Origin of the sequence: Listeria weihenstephanensis (assembly GCF_003534205.1) — a bacterium.
GTDB classification, from domain to species: domain Bacteria; phylum Bacillota; class Bacilli; order Lactobacillales; family Listeriaceae; genus Listeria_A; species Listeria_A weihenstephanensis.
On sequence record NZ_CP011102.1, the window covers coordinates 1,431,749 to 1,446,383 of the forward strand.

Sequence of the window (14,635 nt, forward strand, 5' to 3'; positions counted from 1 at the left end):
ACTTTTACTGCGCCCCCTAACAAATTTTGTCGGATCTAACGGGCTGTTTCCGCTTTTCAGGTGATCTAGCTCCAACAGCCAGCTCCTCGAAATTTTCGGTACCTCCGCAAAAGTCGAAAGAGGACTTTTACTGCGCCCCCTAACAAATTTTGTCGGATCTAACGGGCTGTTTCCGCTTTTCAGGTGATCCAGCTCCAACAGCCAGCCTCTCGGAAATTTCGGTGCCTCCGCAAAAACCAAAGGAGGGTTTTCCCTGCGCCCCCTAACAATTTCTGTCGAGGCTAAACGGGCTGTTTCCGCTTTTCGTCATATCAACGGTTTCTTATCTTCATCCAGCGTAAACCCTTCTCCCATCACATCATGTACGACGGAGACGGAGACGAAGGCGTGGGGGTCTATCGCGTTTACTATATTTTTAAGTTGAATTAGTTCGTTTTTTGCGACGACGATGTAGAGGACGTCTTGGTCTTTTTTTGAAAATCCGCCGCGACCTTCGAGTATGGTCACGCCTCGATTCATGGCTAGCATGACGTGTTCGGCAATTTTGTCATTATGCGGTGAAATAATGAGGGCTCCGCGTGCGGCATAGGCTCCTTCTTGCATGAAATCAATGACGCGCGCACCAATAAATACGGCAACTAAGGTATACATTACTTGGCGTACGTCTAGATAAGATAGCGATAGTGTCAAAACGACGGCGTCAATTGCAAAAAGTGTACGTCCCATGCTGATTCCTTTTCTACGATGGAGTACTTGGGCTATGATGTCGCTGCCGCCTGTTGTTCCGCCATAGCGAAATACGAATCCAAGGCCGATCCCAGTAAAACCACCAGCAAATAAGGCGACAAGTAGCAAGTCATCGTGGAGATCTAGTCGGTAGGGCACGCGTTGAAAAATCCATAATGAGAGCGAAAGTCCAACGGTTCCGATGATCGTATAAATAAGAGCGCGGTTCCCTAAAATTCGCCAACCGACGAAAAATAAAGGGATATTTAAAGCTAAGTTGGAGTAGGCAGGATCAATGCCGGTGAAATGAAGTAAGAGCAGTGTAATCCCTGTTAAACCGCCTTCTCCAAGATCATTTGCAATATTGAAATTAACAAGACCAAATCCGTAAATCGTTGTTCCAAGTAGGATAAATAAAATATTTTTCACACGAATATCACGCCACACTGAGCATCACTCCTTTTTTATAACATGCTAGGATGAAACAAGTATTTTAAACGCAAGAATGACTTCACTTGGTGTTTGCTTCGATTTTTTTTATAGACGTAACAAGGACTTCTTAGCTATAATGATTATAGCGAACAAAAATTGGGTAAAATAAACCCTCACATTAGTTTACCACAAAAGGAGCGAAATAAAGCATGGCAAAGACGATGCAACAATTGCAAGATGAGGTAGACGCGTTGATTGGCCAGTTTGAAGAGGGATATTTTTCTCCTTTAGCGATGATGGCGCGCGTGACAGAAGAAACGGGAGAGTTGGCTCGGGAAATTAATCATTATTACGGTGAAAAACCAAAGAAAGCGAGTGAACCAGAAAATACGGTAGCCGCTGAGCTTGGGGATGTATTATTTGTTCTCATTTGTATGGCAAATTCGCTAAATATTAGCTTAGAAGAGGCCCACGATGCGGTTATGAAGAAATTCAAGGAACGTGACGCCGATAGATGGACGAAGAAGGAGGACAATTAGATGAAAGTAGCTGTATTGGGTTTTAAGGGTAGAATGGGGCATGAGGTCGTAAAAACGGTGATTCGTGAGGCTGATTTGGAATTGGTTGCTGTTCTTGATCATCAACCAAAAGAAAAAAATATCCGCGAGATTGCGGAATTTGCGGATATGGATGTACCTGTATTTGATGATTTAGAAACGTTGCTTACAAAAGTGGAGCTAGATGCAGTTGTTGATTTCACAACACCTAAAGTTGGTTATTCTAATACGAAATTGGTATTAGCGCACGGTGTGAGTCCAGTTGTTGGTACGACAGGTTTTACACCAGAGCAAATTACCGAATTAACGGAACTTGCAACATCGAAAAAAATTGGCGCGATTATTGCTCCTAATTTTGCGGTGGGCGCGGTTTTGATGATGCAATTTGCGCAAAAAGCGGCGAAATATTTCCCAGATGTGGAGATTATTGAACTGCACCATGATAATAAGCTCGATGCGCCAAGTGGTACGGCAGTGAAAACGGCAGAAATGATGGCGGAAGTTCGTACTGAGAAACAGCAAGGTGCGGTAAATGAAGAAGAGACAATGAAAGGCGCGCGTGGTGCTGACTTTGAAGGAATGCGGATTCATAGTGTTCGCTTACCTGGCTTGGTTGCGCATCAACAAGTGCAATTTGGCGCAGAAGGACAAGGTTTGACGATACGCCATGATTCTTATGACCGGATTTCATTCATGTCTGGTGTTGCTTTTTCGATTCGTAAGACGGCAGAGCTGGATACGTTAGTTTATGGTTTAGAAAACTTAATTTGATGAGGAGTGGTAGACATGAACATTGCCTTAATCGCACACGATCGCAAAAAAGAATTGATGATAGAGCTCACGCTAGCTTATAAACTTATCTTAGAGCCACATACGTTATTCGCGACAGGAACGACTGGTTTGCGAATTATGGAGGCGACTGGGCTTAGCATACACCGTTTCCAGTCGGGCCCGCTTGGTGGCGATCAACAAATTGGTTCCCGAATTTCGGAGAACAAGATGGATTTGGTGATTTTCTTACGTGATCCACTCGCAGCGCAACCACATGAACCAGATGTGACCGCGCTCATAAGGTTATGTGATGTTTATGAAATTCCACTGGCAACGAATATTGGAACAGCAGAAGTATTGTTGCGCGGTCTGCAAGAAGGATTCATGGATTGGCGCGATTTAAGACGCAACGAAGAATAGGGGTAAAAGCATGAAAGCGATTTTTAAGAAAGCCGTGCCTGTTTTAGCAAAATTAGAACAGGCGGGGTTTGAAGCATATTTTGTTGGTGGCTCTGTCCGAGATACGATTTTAGGGCGTGAAGTTGCGGATATTGACATCGCAACCAGCGCTTTTCCCGAAGAAGTGAAGCAGATTTTCCCGCGTACTTTTGATACAGGAATTGAGCATGGCACAGTTTCGGTGAAAGAGGCTGGCGAAATCTACGAAGTAACAACGTTTCGTACAGAGGGCACGTACGCTGATTTTAGACGACCGGATGAAGTGGTTTTTATTCGTTCGTTAGAGAAAGATTTAGAACGTCGTGATTTCACAATGAACGCGATTGCAATGGGGCTTGATGGTCGTTTTATTGATCCTTTTCACGGGAAAGATGATATGAAAAAAGAGCAGATTCGCGCAGTTGGACAACCTTGGGAACGATTTCATGAGGATGCACTTCGGATGATGCGAGGTGTACGTTTTGTGAGCCAGTTGCATTTTGAGTTAGAAAAGCATACATATGAGGCGATGCAGCAAAATGTTGCGTTATTGGAAAACATAGCAGTGGAGCGAATAGCAGTAGAATTTATCAAGTTAATGAAAGGTGAGGCGGTACAAGCGGGTTTGGGGTTACTTGTAGACCTCAAAATGCTACCGTTTTTACCAGGATTTTCAGGAGAAGAAGAGGCGATCGCGACACTACAAAAGTGGCATTTAGACCAAGCTTCGGACGATACAATAATTTGGTTCGCCGTTGTACTTGCCGTTCGTCCAAATAATGTGACATCCTTTTTGCGTGCGTGGAAATTGCCGAATAAGTTAATGAGAGACGTAGCAACAGCATACGGACTGGCTGAAAAAACAACATGGACCGATTATGAATTATTCGAGACGGGTGAAGAAACGGTGGCTTTGATTGAAAAAGGTTGGCTTATTCGAACAGGGAAAACGAATTGGGAAACGCTACAAGAACGATTTGAAGCATTACCTATTAAGTCGCGAAAGGCTATTCAAGTAAGTGGAAACGATATTATGGCTTGGACTGGGAAGACTGGTGGCCCTTGGTTAAAAGAAGCATTGGCTAAGTTGGACGAGGCAATTGTGACTGGCGCAATTGCGAACATACCAGAAGAAATCAAAGGATGGGTGAATGATGTTATCAAGTAATCGTCGCAAGTTATTAGATGTTTTTCGAGCAGCGGATGGCAAACTTGTTTCTGGTCAAGAAATTGCGGATGCATTGGAATGCAGTCGAACCGCAGTTTGGAAACATATAGAGGAGCTAAAAAAAGCAGGATTTGAAATCGAGGCGAAACGGGGAAGTGGCTACTCGATTCAACCTTCCGAAGAACTTTTCACAGAAGAAATGCTCTATTTTCGAGCAAAAACGGAATTTATTGGACAACAGGTGGCTTTTTATAAGGAAGTAGCCTCCACGCAAATTATAGCGCACCAACTTGTCGGAGAAGGTGCTGTTGATGGAACCGTCGTTATTGCGGACCAACAGACAGCCGGAAAAGGACGTTTAGCGCGACCTTGGGATTCACAAAAAGGGACAGGAATTTGGATGAGTACGATTTTACGGCCAAATATCCCAATGCAACAAGTGCCTCAGCTGACTTTCATAGCTTCTTTAGCTGTTGCGGAGGCGATTGATAATGTAACTGGGCTAGACGCGCAAATCAAGTGGCCGAATGATCTGTATATCGATAAGCGGAAAGTCTGTGGTGTGCTAACGGAAATGCAGGCCGAAGCAGAACGAGTTCACGCGATTATTATCGGTACTGGAATAAATGTGAATCAGCTAGAATTTCCTGAGGAACTACGCGATAAAGCCACATCTCTTGCTATTTTAGCGGGTAAAACGATTTCGCGAGGCGCCTTATATGGAGAAATCGTTGTGCAATTAGAGAAGTATTATCAACTATTTCTTGATCAAGGGTTCGCGCCGATTAAGCTATTATGGGAAGCAAGAGCGATTCCGTTTCAGGAAAAAATAGTGGCTAAAACGTTGCAAGGTGAGATCAGAGGAACGGTGAAGGGAATATCCGATGAGGGTGTGCTCATTGTTAGAGATGCGGTTGGCGTTGAGCACGCGATTTTTTCGGCAGATATTTCGCTGGGATAGTAAATTTGTTTTTTGAAGCGAGAGTATGGTTAGAAAATGAATCGTCAGCCGTTAAAAGTGTAACGGAAGGGATCATTTTCAAATATGCATGCTAGAAACTGTATTCAAAAACGCTTTTTAGTCTTTTTTCTTTTGGAGGATACTTAGGTATACTAGGAAAAACAGGTTAAAGGAGCGCATGAATATGGAATTTAGATGGTTGACTCGCAAGGAATTAACGCAGATAGAAAATATTGACCGCAAGGAATTGATAGAAGAGGTATATTATGTGCGGGATCAAGAGCTTAAATTGGTCAAAGAATACTATGATATAGAAGGGTGGCTACCAAGTGAGCTGGCACTCTATACACAACGTCTGACCTCTATTTTTGATCGTGATGGTGTTATAATTGGTGCTTTTGATAAAGATATTCTGATTGGCATCGTTTCGTTGGAAAGTTATTTAATCGATGGAAAAACAATGAAACTAGATATGTTATACGTCAGTCATGACTACCGAAAAAAAGGACTTGGCAGGCGTCTTGTTGATATTATTTCGCAAGAGGCGAGTGAGCTTGGGGCAAAAGAGCTGTATATATCTGCGACTCCTGTGCGCAATACGGTTGATTTTTATTTGAGATTGGGTGCGGAATTAGCGAATCCACCAGATATTTATTTATTCGAACTAGAACCACTAGATGTGCATCTGATTTTACCGATATAAAAGGAGAGAATGAAAGACATGAAGAAATTATTAGTTATAGGAATAGTCGGTGTCATCTTATTACTGGCAGCGTGTGGAGAAACGAAAGATACAGAAGATAGCAAGCAATTAGATAAGATAACGTTAGCAAGTTTTCAAGCGAAGTTGGATAATAAAGAAAGTGGGTTTGTCTACATTGGCCGACCAACATGCCCAGATTGCCAAGCATTTCAGCCAACTTTAGATGAAGTTTTGAAATCCGAAGATATGCGCTTGGATTATTTTGATACAGATGCTGCAAGGAAAGACGATGAAGAAAAAACAAAAACCTTCCTACAAGATTTGAAAGTAAAGACGGTACCAGTTATCTTTTATCTGGAAAATGGTAAGGAAGTAGCGCGATATGATGGGAATGAAGATAAAAAAGCATTGAAGGCTTGGTTTAATAAGTATAGTAAATAAATTAGTCGAAAAACGCATGTGGCTTTATCTTGGAAAGAGCTATGCGTTTTTTGTTATTTATGATGGCAACCCAAGCCAGTTTAAGAACTTTCGAAACAACGCGAAATATGTTACTATAGCATGAAGGAAAGCGCGTATTTGGTTGTATCTGAAATGGAGCGACACAAGCTTTTCTTATCAAAAAATATTTTGCTTTGATCCAACGTATTGGACAGAGACAAAAGGAGAAGATAATGATGAAAAAACCAGTTGATTTCTTGCAAATGAAAGTAGAGCAGGAGAAGATCACGATGGTAACAGCATACGATTATCCGTCTGCGAAAAGTGCTGAAAAAGCAGAAGTGGACATGATTTTGGTGGGGGATTCATTGGGTATGGTTGTCCTTGGATATGATTCTACTATTCCAGTGACGGTTTCTGATATGATTCATCACACCAAAGCTGTGAAAAGAGGCGCACCAAACACATTTATTGTAACGGACATGCCTTTTTTAAGTTATCACGGTTCTGTGGAAGAAACGATTCGAAATGCACGGGATATTATCCAAGAAAGTGGTGCCAATGCGCTAAAAGTCGAAGGCGCAGGAGATGTTTTCTCAAAAATAGAATATCTAAGTGCTGGCGGTGTAGCAGTTGTCGCGCACCTAGGGCTAACGCCGCAAACCGTAGCCTTAACAGGAAGTTATAAAGTACAGGGGAAATCTCTAACGGCCGCACGTGAACTTTTGGAGAATGCGCGTCAAGCAGAGGCCTCAGGAGCTATCGCACTCGTGCTTGAAGCAATACCAAGACAGCTTGCGAAAGAAGTATCAGCGAGTGTGTCTATTCCAACGATAGGTATTGGCGCAGGTGTCGACACAGATGGACAAGTACTTGTTTATCATGATTTGATTCAATATGGCACTGATCGGGTTTCAAAATTTGTGAAAACCTATGCAGCTGTTGACGAAACCATCCATTCGGCTCTGAATGCCTATGTGAGCGATGTTAAAATGGGGGTATTTCCAGCGAAAGAACATACGTTTACAATGAGTGACGAAGTATTAAGTGGTCTATATGGGGGCGAATGAGATGCAAATCATACGTGACCGGGATACATTAATGACTGAAATTGAAAATATAAAACGAAAACAACAAACAATAGGTTTTGTACCGACAATGGGCTATCTGCACGATGGGCACTTTGCGCTTGTACATGCAGCTAAGGCAGAGAATGATGTGGTAGTTATGAGTTTATTTGTGAATCCAACGCAATTTGGACCAGATGAAGATTTTGAAAGTTATCCGAGAGATGAGACCAAAGATATTGAATTAGCGAAAGAACAAGGTGTGAAGATTCTCTTTTTGCCAACAGTTCAAACGATGTATCCAGAAAGTTTGACTACATTCATTCAAGCTCAAAAACGGGTTTCTGTCTTGGACGGGGCAGCGCGACCTGGTCATTTTGACGGGGTCCTGACAGTGTTGGCGAAATTATTCCATCTAGTTCAACCAACACATGCTTACTTTGGGCAAAAAGATGCGCAGCAAGTGGCGGTAGTACAGGGTTTTGTAGCAGATTATTTTTTCCCAATAAAGCTTCGAGTGATTCCAACTGTTAGAGAAGATGATGGTTTGGCAAAAAGTTCGCGAAATGTTTATTTAACGGAGCAAGAACGTGCAGATGCCCCAGTGATTCATGCCGCCCTATTAAGAGCACGAGAGCTCATAGCGCAAAAGCGTGATAAAGCATTTATTTTGAAGGAAACAGAAGCTTTTATAAACGAAAAATCAACGCATCAACGAATTGCTTATCTCGATATGTATCAGTTTCCATCTTTTGAGGAAATTTCAGATTGGGGAAAACCAATTATTATTGCGGTTTGTGTGCAGTACGCAAAAGCACGACTCATTGATAATGAAATCATAGAGGGGGCTTTAACATGATGAGAACGATGATGAATGGCAAGATTCACAGGGCAACAGTGACCGAAGCAAATCTTCAATATGTTGGTAGTATAACGATTGATGAGGCTATATTGGACGCTGTTGATATGTTGCCTAATGAAAAAGTTCAGATTGTAAATAATAATAATGGTGCGCGTTTGGAGACTTATATTATCCCTGGTGCACGAAATAGTGGTATTATTTGTTTGAATGGTGCTGCGGCTCGAATGACACAAGTTGGGGATACTGTCATCATTATGTCTTACGGTATTTTTTCAAAAGAGGAAGCAGGCGAGCATCAACCTAAAATAGTCGTTTTGGATGAAAAGAATCGGATTGCGCAATTTTTACCAGAAGAAAAGGCGCAAACGACATTGTAGAATAAGGGGGCTAGTTTTCTGGGGCTAGCTCCCGTGTTTGAAAAGAGGGGACAATCGTGAAAAATAAGCGATATATTGTAGTGGATTTAGAGACAACTGGAAATCAGGCAACGAAGGCAGATAAAATAATTCAGTTCTCAGCATGTATTGTTGAAAACGGCCAAATTGTAGATCAGTTTTCTACTTTTTTAAATCCGGAAAAACGCATCCCTCCGTTTATTAAAGAACTAACAGGGATTACCGATAAAGATGTGAAGGATGCGCCTTTGTTTGAGGATGTGTCATCTATTATTCATTCGTTGATTGATGGTGGTATTTTTGTCGCGCATAATGTGAGCTTTGATTGGACCTTTCTTCAAAAAGAAATGCGTGAAGCTGGTGAAGCCCCATTAAAAATGAAATTGCTGGATACTGTGGAACTGGCGAGGATAATGTATCCGACTGTGGACAGCTTTAAATTGCAAGATTTAGCAGACGAATTTGGTTTAGGTCATGATGCGCCGCATAGAGCAGATAGTGACGCGCGAGTGACAGCGGAATTGATGTTATTATTTATAGAAAAGCTAGAAACGTTGCCTCTTGCGACTATTCGAAAACTGACCACGTTAGCGCAACATTTACCTGGATATCTCTCAGAGTTACTCTTTGATATTGAAATGCGAAAAGAACGAGCATTACAACCATTAGAATCTAAATGGATCGAGCACCGAGGGATTGTGATTTGCAATAAGGAAGTGCAACAAGCGCAGTATAGTCGCGCTGAACATGCGATTTATCCAGAAAGTGATGCAAAGAAAATAGCGTTATTTCAAAAGACGGATGCTACGCTTGTACCACGAGAAGGACAATTCCAAATGATGGATACAGTGATGACGTCATGGGAAAATGAAAATAATGCGCTTATTGAGGCAGGTACTGGAATTGGGAAAACGTTAGGGTATTTTTTACCTGCTATTTATTTTGCGAAGGAACGACAAATTCCAATCGTGATTAGTACATATACGAACCTGTTGCAATCACAACTATTTCATAAAGACATACCGTTGCTTCAAAAATTAACGGATTTTGATATTCAGGCAGTCGTGTTAAAGGGGCGCGAGCATTACATTAATTTATTTAAATTTGAGCAGCTACTTTCCGAGGTGGACAAGACACATGATGTGGTACTTACGAAAATGCAATTACTTGTTTGGCTAACAGAAACGTTAACTGGGGATATCGATGAGGTAAATCTTTCAGGTGGGGGCTATTTATTTTGGAATCGGATGAAGCATACTGGCTGGTTCTTATCGCAAAAAAAAGATCCGTGGTTGTTGTATGATTTTTATTTATTTAATCAAAAACAGGCCAATGTAGCGGACTTAATTATTGTAAACCATGCGTTACTATTACAAGACCATTTCTCTGAGACAAAACTATTACCTGATTATGAGTATGCTGTGATCGATGAAGCGCACCATTTCACCGATGCTGCGAAGTCACAACAAAGCTTTGTATTTTCTTATCAGCGTATGAAATTTTTTATGAATCGCTTAGGAATGCGCACAAAAGACGGGATGTTAAAAAGGCTAGAAGTACTTTTTCCAGAACAACACCAACTTTTTGATGTGGAGATTGCTGTTGTGAAGTTAGAGGAGGCGCTGGAAGATTTCTTTTCACAACTGGCGCAAAAGTTGAATCGGGCCACTAAAAACGTAACAGAATTAATATTGGTCGAGAATGTTATTGACGAAAAACTAGATGAGGCCTTGTTTTTTGCTGGCGAGAAGGTGTTGTTACTCATTCGAGAGATTAGTGTAGCGCTGGATTATGTTTTGGAACAAGGGAAGAACGTGACAAGCAAATTCAGTGAAAGAGAATCCGCTTTTTTAGAAGAAGTTTATTCTTTTGGATTAGATTGGAAACGCGTGGAAAAGCAATTATCGGTAATGCTCTATGAAAAAGAAGAAGCGATGACACTATATATCGAGGCAGATAAAAATAAGGCGCGTGGCAGCATGCGTTTGAGGGCGAATATCATACAGGTGAGTCATACATTGCAGCATGATTTTTTTGATACGAAGAAGAGTGTGATTTTGACCTCGGCCACATTGACGGTAGATGATTCATTCCATTATATGCAAGTTGATTTAGGATTAGATGAGGATATAGTGACACAGCAAATTAAGTCACCGTTTCATTATGAGGAGAATGCACGAATTTTGATCCCAACAGATATGCTTCCTGTAAAAGGAACGCCGATGGAGCAATATACGAATAAACTGGCTGCCTACTTAAGCGCAATTGCAAAAGAGACGTCAGGGCGAATGCTGGTGTTGTTTACAGCGAATGATATGTTACAGAAGACGTATCGCAAAATGAATCAAGATCCTTCGATTGCAGAGTATCGTATTTTGGGACAAGGAATTTCATCGGGAAGTCCTGCAAGATTAACGAAACAATTTCTCGCGTTTGATAAGGCAGTTTTACTCGGAACGATGAGTTTTTGGGAGGGTATTGATATTCCAGGTGATGATTTATCCTGTCTTGTGATAGTCCGCCTCCCTTTTGCATCGTTGGAAGATCCCTATACAAAAGCGCAGATAGCTCTACGTAAAAAAATGGGACAAAATGCTTTCCAGACATACTCTCTACCAGAGGCTGTTCTTCGCTTTAAACAAGGGTTCGGAAGGTTAATTAGACGCGAGGAAGATCGAGGTATTGTCTTTATTTTTGATAATCGTGTGGATACGACTAATTTTGGCAAAGCGTTCCTGCATTCCATTCCGAAAGTGCCCATCGTGAAAGCGAAAGAGGCTGAATTACTTGAAGAAGTGAAGAATTTTTTTGAATAACCGTTTTTTTACTTCAAATATGTTGTTGGTATTGCTATAATGAATCTAGGCCTAAATTAGGCAACTACAGCGTAATGGCTATGGAAATGAGAGTAGATATTTTGCGAAAACGTAATCAGAAAAGTTACTGGAAGTGGATTTGGATCGGCGTAGCAGCGTTTGTAGCTGTGATAGCAGGAGTTTTCATCTTTTTCTACAGTGCCCAGAAACCAGTTCGCGCTGATGAAGAAACGGCACTAGCACGCATCGACGGTAAAGTAGATTTGAAGCAGCAGGATGGTTTTTATTTGTATAATGGGGCCAATGGTGTGTATTACGTGTTGACAGGAAAGAATAGTAAATCAAAGAATATCATCGTATGGGTTCCTAAAAGCAAGAAAGGAACCGTTGTCGTTAAATATGCATCCGATGGTATTTCAAAAAATGAAGCCATAGCAAAAGTGAAGCAAGAAAAGAATCCTAAAAAGATTCTAAACGTGACACTAGGTATGGATAAAGGCGTGCCGATTTGGGAAGTTTCGTATCTAGATAGTTCGAACAGCTTGAATTACTATGATTTAGATTTTGAAACGGGCGAATGGTATCGTGCCATTGAAAACTTATAACACTTTTTAAAAATAGGAGGGAATAGCCATGGACCTACCGCTCTCGAGACGTGTCCAAGAAATTGCTGCATCGCCAACACTCGCGATTACAGCAAAAGCAAGAGAAATGAAGCAGGCTGGTGTCGATGTGATTGGCCTTGGAGCCGGGGAACCGGACTTCAATACGCCGCAGAATATCATTGATGCAGCAGTCGATTCTATGAATAAAGGGTTCACTAAGTATACGGCAACAACTGGAATACCTGAATTAAAGCAGGCGATTATCGATAAATTGAAACAAGATCAGTTTTTGACGTATAAACCGAGCCAAATTTTTGTAGGAACAGGTGCGAAACACGTCTTGTACTGTGCATTTCAAACGATTCTGAATCCTGGGGACGAAGTGATTATCCCAGTGCCTTATTGGGTAACATATCCAGAGCAAATTAAGCTTGCCGGCGGTGTTCCTATTTTTGTTGAGACAGGTTTCGATGCGGATTTTAAAATGACGGCTGTTGATTTTGAACAGGCGATCACACCGAAAACACGTGCTATTGTGCTAAATTCTCCAAATAATCCAACTGGAATGACCTATACAAAAGAAGAGTTGCGGGCGATTGGTGAAGTTGCTAAAAAGCATGGCGTTTATATTGTCTCCGATGAAATTTACGAGAAATTATACTACGGTGATAAAAGTGATCTAGTGTCCATTGCGTCTCTCAGTGATGCACTTTATGAGCTGACGATCGTGATTAATGGTGTTTCAAAAGCTTACGCGATGACTGGCTGGCGTATTGGTTATGCGGCCGCGGCGGAACCAATTATTGCAGGTATGGGAAAGTTAGCAGACCACATGACGAGTAATCCTACTGCTAACGCGCAATATGGCGCAGTGGCAGCGTATACTGGCGATCAGGCAATACCAGAAAGTATGTATCAAGCCTTCCAAGATCGGATGGAGCGTTTTTATCCTATTTTGGAATCAATACCTGGATTTAAACCGAAAAAACCAAGTGGTGCTTTCTATTTCTTCATTGATGTAGAAGAAGCCGCGAAACAAAAAGGTTTCGCAACAGTGGATGCTTTTGCGAAAAGTTTGTTAGACGATGCTTTTGTAGCAGTCGTGCCAGGCTCAGGATTCGGGATGCCAAATTATATCCGAATTTCTTATGCGACAGATCCAGCATTATTTGAACAGGCGTTAGATCGAATGAAAGATTTTATGAAAAATTAGGGAGTGTAAATATGCAAATTACGATTAATCAAGCAGCAAATTATGTAGACAAAGAAGTGAAAATCGGTGGTTGGCTAAGCAATAAACGTTCTAGCGGTAAAATTGCCTTCTTACAATTGCGTGATGGTACTGGTTTTATGCAAGGCGTGGTTGTGAAGGCAGAAGTAGGCGAAGAAATTTTCCAAACAGCGAAAAGCATGTCGCAAGAAACGAGCCTTTATGTAACTGGTACAATTCATGAAGACACACGTTCTCCATTTGGTTATGAAATGGCGGTTACAGGGATTGAAATCATCAGTGAATCTGTGGATTATCCGATTACACCGAAAGAACATGGTACCGAATTTTTGATGGACCACCGTCATTTATGGTTGCGTTCCAATCGTCAGCACGCAATCATGAAAATTCGTAATGAGATTATTCGTGCAACATATGAATTCTTTAACCAAGAAGGTTTCTTGAAAATCGATCCGCCAATTCTTACTGGTAGTGCGCCAGAAGGTACAACGGAATTATTCCATACGAAATATTTTGAAGAAGATGCCTTTTTATCACAAAGTGGTCAATTATACATGGAAGCAGCAGCAATGGCATTTGGGAAGGTATTCTCATTTGGCCCAACTTTCCGTGCAGAAAAATCAAAAACACGCCGTCATTTAATCGAATTTTGGATGATCGAACCTGAAATGGCATTTTATAAATTAGAGGATAGTTTGAAAGTACAAGAAAATTATGTAGCTTTCTTAGTAGAAACGGTTCTTAAGAATTGCCGCCTAGAACTAGACCGTTTAGGACGTGATGTGTCTCATTTAGAGAAGATGGTAGCACCTTTCCCACGCATCACATACACAGAAGCGATTACATTACTCAAAAAATTAGGCTTTGAAGATATCGAATGGGGTGATGACTTCGGTGCACCACACGAAACAGCAATCGCAGACAGCTTCGAAAAACCGGTGTTTATTACACACTATCCGAAAGCTATCAAGCCATTTTACATGCCAGAAGATCCGAATAACAGTGAAGTAGTTCTTTGTGCCGATTTGATCGCACCAGAAGGCTACGGCGAAATTATCGGTGGATCCGAGCGTATTCATGAACTAGCGATTTTAGAAGCCCGGATGAAAGAATTTGACTTAGATTTAGAAGCATACAGCTGGTATCTAGACTTAGCACGCTACGGCTCTGTCCCACACTCCGGTTTCGGATTAGGCCTAGAGCGCACGGTTGCTTGGATTTCAGGAACAGAGCATGTGCGTGAAACAATTCCGTTCCCTAGACTGTTGAATAGATTGTATCCATAAAGAAAAGCGAAAACAGCCCGTTAGCCTCGACAGAATTTGTTAGGAGGCGCAGTGAAAACCGTCCCTTGGTTTTTGCGGAGGCACCGAAAATTCCGAGAGGCTGGCTGTTGGAGCTAGATCCGAAGGCGCCAGCCCAACAATCAACACACAAATTTTAAGATCCCAATTCTTCCAGA

Annotated in this window: 15 protein-coding genes; 14 read left to right on the top strand and 1 reads right to left on the bottom strand. The window is 41.6% G+C overall.

Annotation, left to right across the window (positions count from 1 at the left end; genetic code table 11):
- Positions 1–306: 306 nt before the first annotated feature.
- Positions 307–1,173, bottom strand: coding sequence for a YitT family protein (locus UE46_RS06980; RefSeq protein ID WP_036063614.1), 867 nt, complete (start codon positions 1,171–1,173; stop codon positions 307–309).
- Positions 1,174–1,367: 194 nt separating this feature from the next.
- On the opposite strand from UE46_RS06980, the gene UE46_RS06985 reads away from it, so the two are divergent.
- The 14 genes from UE46_RS06985 (at position 1,368) to asnS (ending at position 14,459) form a co-directional block, all read left to right on the top strand.
- Entirely contained in the window at positions 1,368–1,697 is a 330-nt protein-coding gene (locus UE46_RS06985) for a nucleotide pyrophosphohydrolase (RefSeq protein WP_036063616.1), read from the top strand.
- A complete protein-coding gene (gene dapB / locus UE46_RS06990) occupies positions 1,698–2,486 on the top strand; it encodes a 4-hydroxy-tetrahydrodipicolinate reductase (protein ID WP_118907499.1) in 789 nt (262 codons plus the stop codon).
- A gap of 15 nt (positions 2,487–2,501) precedes the next feature.
- Entirely contained in the window at positions 2,502–2,906 is a 405-nt protein-coding gene (gene mgsA, locus UE46_RS06995) for a methylglyoxal synthase (RefSeq protein WP_036063192.1), read from the top strand.
- Between the two features lie 10 nt (positions 2,907–2,916).
- Positions 2,917–4,092, top strand: a complete 1,176-nt coding sequence (locus tag UE46_RS07000) for a CCA tRNA nucleotidyltransferase (RefSeq protein WP_036063194.1) — start codon at positions 2,917–2,919, stop codon at positions 4,090–4,092.
- The gene (locus UE46_RS07005; RefSeq protein WP_036063195.1) at positions 4,079–5,053 is read left to right on the top strand and encodes a biotin--[acetyl-CoA-carboxylase] ligase; all 975 of its coding nucleotides are present in this window, start codon (positions 4,079–4,081) and stop codon (positions 5,051–5,053) included. The genes UE46_RS07000 and UE46_RS07005 overlap by 14 nt, the downstream gene beginning before the upstream one ends.
- A gap of 184 nt (positions 5,054–5,237) precedes the next feature.
- Positions 5,238–5,756: a GNAT family N-acetyltransferase gene (locus UE46_RS07010; protein ID WP_036063196.1), complete on the top strand. Its 519-nt coding sequence runs from the start codon at positions 5,238–5,240 to the stop codon at positions 5,754–5,756.
- A gap of 18 nt (positions 5,757–5,774) precedes the next feature.
- Positions 5,775–6,197: a thioredoxin family protein gene (locus UE46_RS07015; RefSeq protein ID WP_036063197.1), complete on the top strand. Its 423-nt coding sequence runs from the start codon at positions 5,775–5,777 to the stop codon at positions 6,195–6,197.
- A 236-nt stretch (positions 6,198–6,433) separates the two neighbouring features.
- The gene (panB, locus tag UE46_RS07020) at positions 6,434–7,267 is read left to right on the top strand and encodes a 3-methyl-2-oxobutanoate hydroxymethyltransferase (protein ID WP_036063198.1); all 834 of its coding nucleotides are present in this window, start codon (positions 6,434–6,436) and stop codon (positions 7,265–7,267) included.
- A 1-nt stretch (position 7,268) separates the two neighbouring features.
- Positions 7,269–8,123: a pantoate--beta-alanine ligase gene (gene panC / locus UE46_RS07025; RefSeq protein ID WP_036063199.1), complete on the top strand. Its 855-nt coding sequence runs from the start codon at positions 7,269–7,271 to the stop codon at positions 8,121–8,123.
- Positions 8,120–8,503 (top strand): aspartate 1-decarboxylase, encoded by a 384-nt coding sequence (gene panD / locus UE46_RS07030; RefSeq protein WP_036063200.1) that lies wholly within the window; start codon positions 8,120–8,122, stop codon positions 8,501–8,503. Before panC ends, panD begins: the two co-directional genes overlap by 4 nt.
- A 56-nt stretch (positions 8,504–8,559) precedes the next feature.
- Positions 8,560–11,337, top strand: coding sequence for an ATP-dependent DNA helicase DinG (dinG, locus tag UE46_RS07035; protein ID WP_118907500.1), 2,778 nt, complete (start codon positions 8,560–8,562; stop codon positions 11,335–11,337).
- Positions 11,338–11,417: 80 nt separating this feature from the next.
- Complete coding sequence (locus UE46_RS07040; RefSeq protein WP_233231000.1) at positions 11,418–11,942, top strand: cell wall elongation regulator TseB-like domain-containing protein; 525 nt, start codon at positions 11,418–11,420, stop codon at positions 11,940–11,942.
- A gap of 28 nt (positions 11,943–11,970) precedes the next feature.
- Positions 11,971–13,155, top strand: a complete 1,185-nt coding sequence (locus UE46_RS07045; RefSeq protein ID WP_036063201.1) for a pyridoxal phosphate-dependent aminotransferase — start codon at positions 11,971–11,973, stop codon at positions 13,153–13,155.
- Between the two features lie 11 nt (positions 13,156–13,166).
- Complete coding sequence (gene asnS / locus UE46_RS07050) at positions 13,167–14,459, top strand: asparagine--tRNA ligase (RefSeq protein WP_036063202.1); 1,293 nt, start codon at positions 13,167–13,169, stop codon at positions 14,457–14,459.
- Positions 14,460–14,635: the final 176 nt, after the last annotated feature.